Annotated in this window: 6 protein-coding genes; all 6 read right to left on the reverse strand. The window is 63.0% G+C overall.

Annotated features, from left to right (window positions below; translation table 11 throughout):
• Positions 1–2: 2 nt before the first annotated feature.
• The gene (locus ACH2CW_RS07025; RefSeq protein ID WP_395056499.1) at positions 3–1,091 is read right to left on the reverse strand and encodes a PA0069 family radical SAM protein; all 1,089 of its coding nucleotides are present in this window, start codon (positions 1,089–1,091) and stop codon (positions 3–5) included.
• A gap of 160 nt (positions 1,092–1,251) precedes the next feature.
• Positions 1,252–2,295 carry an acyltransferase family protein gene (locus ACH2CW_RS07030; RefSeq protein ID WP_395056501.1) on the reverse strand — a complete coding sequence of 348 codons (1,044 nt, stop codon included), beginning with the start codon at positions 2,293–2,295 and terminating at the stop codon, positions 1,252–1,254.
• Positions 2,296–2,318: 23 nt separating this feature from the next.
• Positions 2,319–3,281, reverse strand: a complete 963-nt coding sequence (locus ACH2CW_RS07035) for an NAD(P)H-dependent flavin oxidoreductase (protein WP_395056503.1) — start codon at positions 3,279–3,281, stop codon at positions 2,319–2,321.
• A 110-nt stretch (positions 3,282–3,391) separates the two neighbouring features.
• Positions 3,392–5,182: an acyl-CoA dehydrogenase gene (locus ACH2CW_RS07040; RefSeq protein WP_395056505.1), complete on the reverse strand. Its 1,791-nt coding sequence runs from the start codon at positions 5,180–5,182 to the stop codon at positions 3,392–3,394.
• Positions 5,183–5,307: 125 nt separating this feature from the next.
• Positions 5,308–6,240: an electron transfer flavoprotein subunit alpha/FixB family protein gene (locus tag ACH2CW_RS07045; RefSeq protein ID WP_395056507.1), complete on the reverse strand. Its 933-nt coding sequence runs from the start codon at positions 6,238–6,240 to the stop codon at positions 5,308–5,310.
• Between the two features lie 108 nt (positions 6,241–6,348).
• Positions 6,349–6,825: electron transfer flavoprotein subunit beta/FixA family protein (locus ACH2CW_RS07050; RefSeq protein WP_395056509.1), on the reverse strand; the 477-nt coding region annotated here is incomplete at its 5' end.

Raw genomic sequence — 6,825 nt, forward strand, 5'->3', positions numbered from 1 at the left:
GCTCAGAAAAGGCTCGCCTGGCCTGAGGCCGAGGGCGGGACAAAACGGCTCAGATCCAGTTCCGCCCGCTGGCGGTTGAAGCCGAGGCGGTGGCAGGTTTTTTCAAAACGCTGTTTGATCAGGTCGGCCCACAGGCCGCTGCCCTTCATGCGCGAGGCAAAGTCGCTGTCGTAGTCCTTGCCGCCACGCATCTCCTGGATGCGCGCCATGATGCGGTCGGCGCGCTGCGGGTAATGCAGCGCCAACCACTGCTTGAACAGCGGCGCCACTTCCCAGGGCAGGCGGATCACGGTGTAAAACGCCGAACGTGCACCGGCGTCCCACGCCGCTTCCAGCACTTTTTCCATGTCGTCGTTGACAAACGGAATCTGCGGCGCGACGCTGACACCGACCGGCACACCCGCGTCAACCAGGGTGCGGATGGTGCGCAGCCGTCGGTGCGGGGCTGCGGCGCGCGGCTCCAGCGTGCGCGCCAGTTCAGGGTCCAGCGTGGTGATGGTCACATACACGGCGGCCAGCCGGTCGGCCGCCATGGGGGCGATCAGGTCGAGGTCGCGCTCCACGCCGCTGGATTTGGTCACCAGCGAAAACGGATGCCGCACTTCCTGCAAAACCTCGATCACGGCGCGGGTCAGGCGCAGTTCCCGCTCGGCCGGCTGGTAACAGTCGGTGCCCGAGCCGATGTTGAGCAGTTGCGGCACATAGCTGCGTTTGCCCAGATCAGCGCGCAACATGTCGGCGATGTTGCGCTTGGCAATGATTTTTGTCTCGAAGTCCAGCCCCGGGGACAGGTTCAGATAGCTGTGGGTGGGCCGCGCATAACAGTAGATGCAACCGTGTTCGCAACCGCGGTAAGGGTTCAGGCTGTGGTCAAAAAAGATGTCGGGCGAATCGTTGCGCGTGATGGCGCTGCGGGCGTCCTCAAAGCTGACCGTGGTTTCCAGCGGGGGCAGGCCGTCAGCAGCGTCCGCCTCCAGCGTGCCCCAGCCGTCGTCCCAGTCGGAGCGTGTGTCTTTCTCAAAGCGGTGCGCCAGTCGGGTGGCGGTGCCACGGCCCTTGATGGCGTGGACGGGGATGAGGACATCGGGCATGGCGGCAACCAGGTGGAACATAACTGTATGGATAACCAGTATATTCCCGACCCATGACGCGCTGCAAGACCGGTCAACCCGCTATCAAATCAGGAGCTTTTCACGCCCGCCCGATATGGGCTGGCGCCCACTTTAACCAACAAACGGGCAAAAAAAAGGATCAACGCGCGGCCAGCACAGGTTTGAACAGGGTGCGCCAGCGCGCGTCGGGTGACTCCACGCAGCGGTACAGCGCATCGCCCGCCAGCAGTGACAGTCCGAAGGCCGTCAGCAAACCCAGCGTATTGGCCAGCAACTGCGCAGGCCAGACATGGCTGACCACCGCGTTGACCAGCAGGCAGACCGGGAAGTGGATCAGGAAGACCGCGTAGGAAATTTGGCCCAGCCGAAGCATCCAGGCCCGCTGCAGCCAACGCACTGGCCACCGACCGCGCTGTAGCCAGACCAGGGCCAGCGCCACCACCACGGCGACCAGCAGCCGCCCGCGAAAGTCGAGCAGCAGCGCCACCGCGCCCAGGCCGGCAATCGCCAGCAGCCAGCGCACCGGCTGCGCACTGCGACTGGCCCACCAGGCCAGCATACCCAGCGCGTAGGCACCGAAAAAGTAGAGGCCGGTCATGTCGAGCCCGGCGTGCCGATTAAAGATCAGCAGCGACGCCGCTGCCAGCGCCAGCACCACCCAGCGATGGCGCTCACCGCGAACCAGTGTGAGAACCAGCACGGTCATGGCGAACAGTTGAAGGTCGATGGCCACGTACCAGATGCCGGCCGATAGCGCCTCCTGGCCCAGCAGGTCCTGAAGGAGAAAAAGATGGCTCAGCAGTTGCCAAAACGTCGGTGCACCGGGCACCGAGTCATGCTGCAACCAGGGCCGCACCAGCGCCGCCACCCCCACCGTGATCAGCACCGCCACCACCAGCGGCAGCGCCAGACGGCGATAACGCTTGAGAATCAGGCGCAGCGGCTGCTGAAAGCGGGCTCTGCCCTCAGGCGCCAGAGAGCAGGCGGCGAGAAAACCACCGACCACCAGAAAGACCTGCACCGCCATGCGGCCGTAGGTATAAAGCCAGTTCATGAGCCAAGGCGCAGCGCCGTGAACCACGTCGGACATCGGTCCGTAAAACGCCAGATGGTGCCAGACGATCAGCACGCAGGCCCCACCCTTGAGGGCGTCCACCCCCGGCAGGCGTTGCGCGGGCGTCATGGCCGCAAAGCGCAGATGCCGACTTAAACGCCGATGCGCTGACGCGCTTCGGCGTACTCGCGCCTGAGCTGGGCGACAAAATCGGCCGTGCTCTGCACCTTGCTGATCGCGCCTATGCCCTGGCCACAGCCCCAGATGTCTTTCCAGGCCTTGGACTTGCTGCCTTCGCCGCTGGCGAAGTTCATGGTTTTCAAATCACCATCGGGCAGGTTGTCCGGGTCCATGCCGGCGGCAATGATGGAGGGCTTGAGGTAGTTGCCGTGTACGCCGGTGAACAGGCTGGAGTAGACGATGTCGTCGCTGTTGCTGTCGACGATGGACTGCTTGTAGGCGTCCGAGGCTCGCGCCTCGTCGGTGGCAATAAAAGCCGAGCCGATGTAGGCAAAGTCTGCGCCCATGGCTTGCGCGGCCAGCACGGCACCGCCGGTCGATATGGCGCCCGACAGCGCAATCGGGCCGTCGAACCACTGGCGGATTTCCTGGATCAAGGCGAACGGGCTTTTCACGCCGGCATGGCCGCCGGCACCGGCCGCCACAGCGACCAGGCCGTCAGCGCCTTTTTCGATCGCCTTGCGCGCAAACTTGTTGTTGATGATGTCGTGCAGCACCACGCCGCCGTAGCTGTGCGCCGCCGCATTGATATCCTCGCGCGCGCCCAGCGAGGTGATGTAGATCGGCACCTTGTACTTGACGCACATTTCCATGTCGTGGTCCAGCCGGTCGTTGGACTTGTGCACGATCTGGTTGATCGCAAACGGCGCGGCTGGCTTGTCCGGATTCGCCTGGTTGTAGGCCGCCAGCGTCTCGGTGATCTCGGCCAGCCAGTCTTCCAGCTGCGCCGCCGGCCGCGCATTGAGCGCCGGCATGGCGCCCACCACGCCGGCGATGCACTGGGCAATCACCAGCTTGGGGTTGCTGATGATGAACAGCGGCGAGCCGATGATGGGCAGCGGAAGCTTGTCTAAGGGCGCAGGAAGTCTGGACATGGTGTCTCCGGTGAAGTCAGTATTATTTTTAGCGAATTATGGCTGTAGCCCATGTCAAACGGGCGACAGAAGCTATCGAATTTATAGCAAACGACTGGCCGGGATGGGCTTCAAAAAGCCTCCAGCGCCAGCGCTGTCACGCTGTCGGCACCGTCAACGATGCTGTCGCGCATGCCGGGGGCCTTGCTGAGCAGATGATCGGCGTAGAACACCGCCGTGGTGATCTTGGCCTTCATGAAATCCACGTCATGGCCCGCAGCACGTTCTTCCTCGGCCACCAGCAACGAGCGCGCCAGTTGCCAGCCGGCCACCAGGTTGCCGGCCAGCATCAGGTAAGGCACGCTGCCGGCAAACACCGCGTTGGGCGACGCCTTGGTGTTGCCCGCGACAAACTCCACCACATCAACAAAGGCTTCGCGTGCGGCTTTCAAACGCTTGGCCACGGTTTTGGCTGCAGCGCCGCCCTGCTTGAGCAAGGCAGCCTCGGTCTTCTCGATCTGGGCGGCAATACCCTTGGCGGTCTGGCCGCCGTCGCGCGCTGTCTTGCGGCCCACCAGGTCATTGGCCTGAATGGCAGTCGTGCCTTCGTAAATTGTCAGGATCTTGGCGTCGCGGTAATACTGGGCTGCGCCGGTTTCCTCGATAAAACCCATGCCGCCGTGCACCTGAATGCCGAGGGAGGTGACTTCCAGGCTCATCTCGGTGCTGTAACCCTTGACGAGCGGCACCATGTATTCGTAGAAGGCCTGGTTTTGCTTGCGCACCTCGGCATCGGGGTGGTGGTGCGACGCGTCGTACGCCGAAGCAGCCACCGACGCCATGGCGCGGCAGCCTTCGGTGTAGGCGCGCATGGTCATCAACATGCGTTTGACGTCGGGGTGGTGGATGATGGGTGCACTCGCGTTGATTGAGCCATCGACCGGACGGCTTTGCACCCGGTCTTTCGCGAAAGTCACGGCCTTTTGGTAAGCCCGCTCGGCAATCGCGATACCCTGCATGCCGACGGCATAACGCGCCGAGTTCATCATGATGAACATGTACTCCAGGCCGCGGTTTTCCTGGCCCACTAGGTAGCCCACAGCGCCGCCCTTGTCGCCATACTGCAGCACCGCCGTCGGGGAGGCCTTGATGCCCATCTTGTGTTCGATGCTGACGCAGTGCACATCGTTGCGCGCACCCAGGGCGCCGTCCTTGCCCACCATGAACTTGGGCACCACAAACAGGCTGATGCCTTTCACGCCTTCGGGCGCGCCGGTGACGCGCGCCAGCACCAGGTGCACGATGTTCTCGGCCATGTCGTGTTCACCGTAGGTGATGTAGATCTTGGTGCCGAACACCTTGTAGGTGCCGTCGGGCTGCGGCTCGGCACGGCTGCGCACCATCGCCAGGTCGGAGCCGGCCTGCGGCTCGGTCAGGTTCATGGTGCCAGTCCACTGGCCGCTGACCAGCTTTTCCAGGTACACCGCCTTGAGCTCGTCCGAACCGGCCGTCAGCAGCGCTTCAATCGCGCCGTCGCTGAGCAAGGGGCAGAGCGCAAAACTCATGTTGGCCGAATTGAGCATTTCGCCGCAGGCTGCGCCTATGGTTTTGGGCAGGCCCTGGCCGCCGAAGTCCAGCGGATGCTGCAGACCTTGCCAGCCGCCTTCGGCATATTGCTTGTAGGCCTCCTTGAAGCCTGGCGTTGTGGTGACCACGCCGTCTTTCCAGCTTGAAGGGTTTTTGTCGCCCTCCCAGTTCAGCGGCGAGAGCACCCCCTCATTGAACTTGGCGCACTCTTCAAGCACCGCCTGGGCCGTCTCGAAACCGGCTTCTTCAAAACCCGGAATCTGGGCCACGGCGTCGATGTCGGCCAGGTGTTTGATGTCAAACAGCATGTCCTTGAGGGGGGCTTTGTAACTCATGTCTTTGTCTCCAGAAATCATAAAACCTGTCATGCCATGCCGGGCTTGGCCCGGCATCCATGCCGCAGCCCCAACATGGCCGCTGCAAACAGCATGGATTACGGCTCAAGGCCGCAATGACAACCTCAAAGTGCCTTGACCAGCTCCGGCACCGCCGTGAACAGGTCGGCTTCCAGCCCGTAGTCAGCCACGCTGAAAATCGGGGCTTCGGCGTCCTTGTTGATCGCGACGATGACCTTGCTGTCTTTCATGCCGGCCAGATGCTGGATCGCGCCGCTGATGCCGGCGGCTACGTAGAGCTGGGGCGCGACGATCTTGCCGGTCTGGCCGACCTGCCAGTCGTTGGGCGCGTAGCCGGCGTCTACCGCAGCGCGCGAGGCGCCAAGGGCCGCGCCGAGCTTGTCGGCCAGTGGCGTCATGACTTCGTTGAATTTCTCGGCGCTGCCCAGTGCGCGGCCGCCGCTGACGATGATTTTGGCGGCGGTCAGTTCGGGACGGTCGCTCTTGGCGATTTCGCTGCCGACAAACACCGACTTGCCGCTGTCGGCCTCGCCGCTGAGCACGTCGATGGCGGCAGAACCACCGGTAGCCGCAGCCGCGTCGAAACCCGTAGTGCGCACGGTGATGACCTTGGTCGCGTCCAGGCTCTGCACGATGGCGATCGCGTTACCGGCGTAGATCGGGCGTTCGAAGGTATCGACCGCATCGACCTTGGTGATGTCCGAAATCTGTCCGACATCGAGCAGGGCCGCCACACGCGGCGCGATGTTTTTGCCCGAGGCTGTGGCCGGAAAGAGGATATGGGAGTAGCTGCTTGCCAGCGCGATCACCTGAGCCGCCATGTTTTCGGCCAGGCCATGTTCAAAATGTGCGCCATCCACATGGATGACTTTGGCGACGCCAGCGATCTGGCTGGCGGCCTGGGCGGCGGGGCCGGCGTTCAGGCCAGCCACCAGCACATGCACGTCGCCGCCACATTGTGCGGCTGCCGTGACGGTATTGAGCGTGGCGGGACGGATGGTGGCGTTGTTATGTTCTGCAATGACGAGTGATGTCATGAATAGCTCCTGATGTTTTTGACTTCTGTCATCCCGGACCTGATCCGGGATCCATGGTGGCGCACCAGCCTGGATTGCAGGTCAGGCCCGCAATGACAAGGGTGGGGGTTAAATGACCTTGGCTTCATTGCGCAGCTTGTCAACCAGCGTGGCGACGTCGGGCACCTTGATGCCGGCACTGCGTTTCGGTGGCTCACTGACCTTGAGTGTTTTCAGCCGCGGCTTGACGTCCACGCCGAGGTCTTCCGGCTTGAAGTTGTCGAGCTGCTTTTTCTTGGCCTTCATGATGTTGGGCAGGGTCACATAACGCGGCTCGTTCAGGCGCAGGTCAGTGGTGATGATGGCCGGCAGGGTGAGGCTCAGGGTTTCCATGCCGCCGTCGACCTCGCGCATGACCACGGCTTTGCCGTCGGCAACATCGACCTTGGAAGCAAAGGTCGCCTGCGGCCAGCCCAGCAGTGCCGCCAGCATCTGACCGGTCTGGTTGCAGTCGTCGTCAATCGCCTGCTTGCCGAGGATCACCAATTGCGGCTGCTCTTTTTCGACCAGTGCCTTGAGCAGCTTGGCCACAGCCAGCGGCTGCAA

Source organism: Polaromonas sp., from assembly GCF_043778355.1.
In the GTDB taxonomy this organism is placed as follows: domain Bacteria; phylum Pseudomonadota; class Gammaproteobacteria; order Burkholderiales; family Burkholderiaceae_C; genus Polaromonas.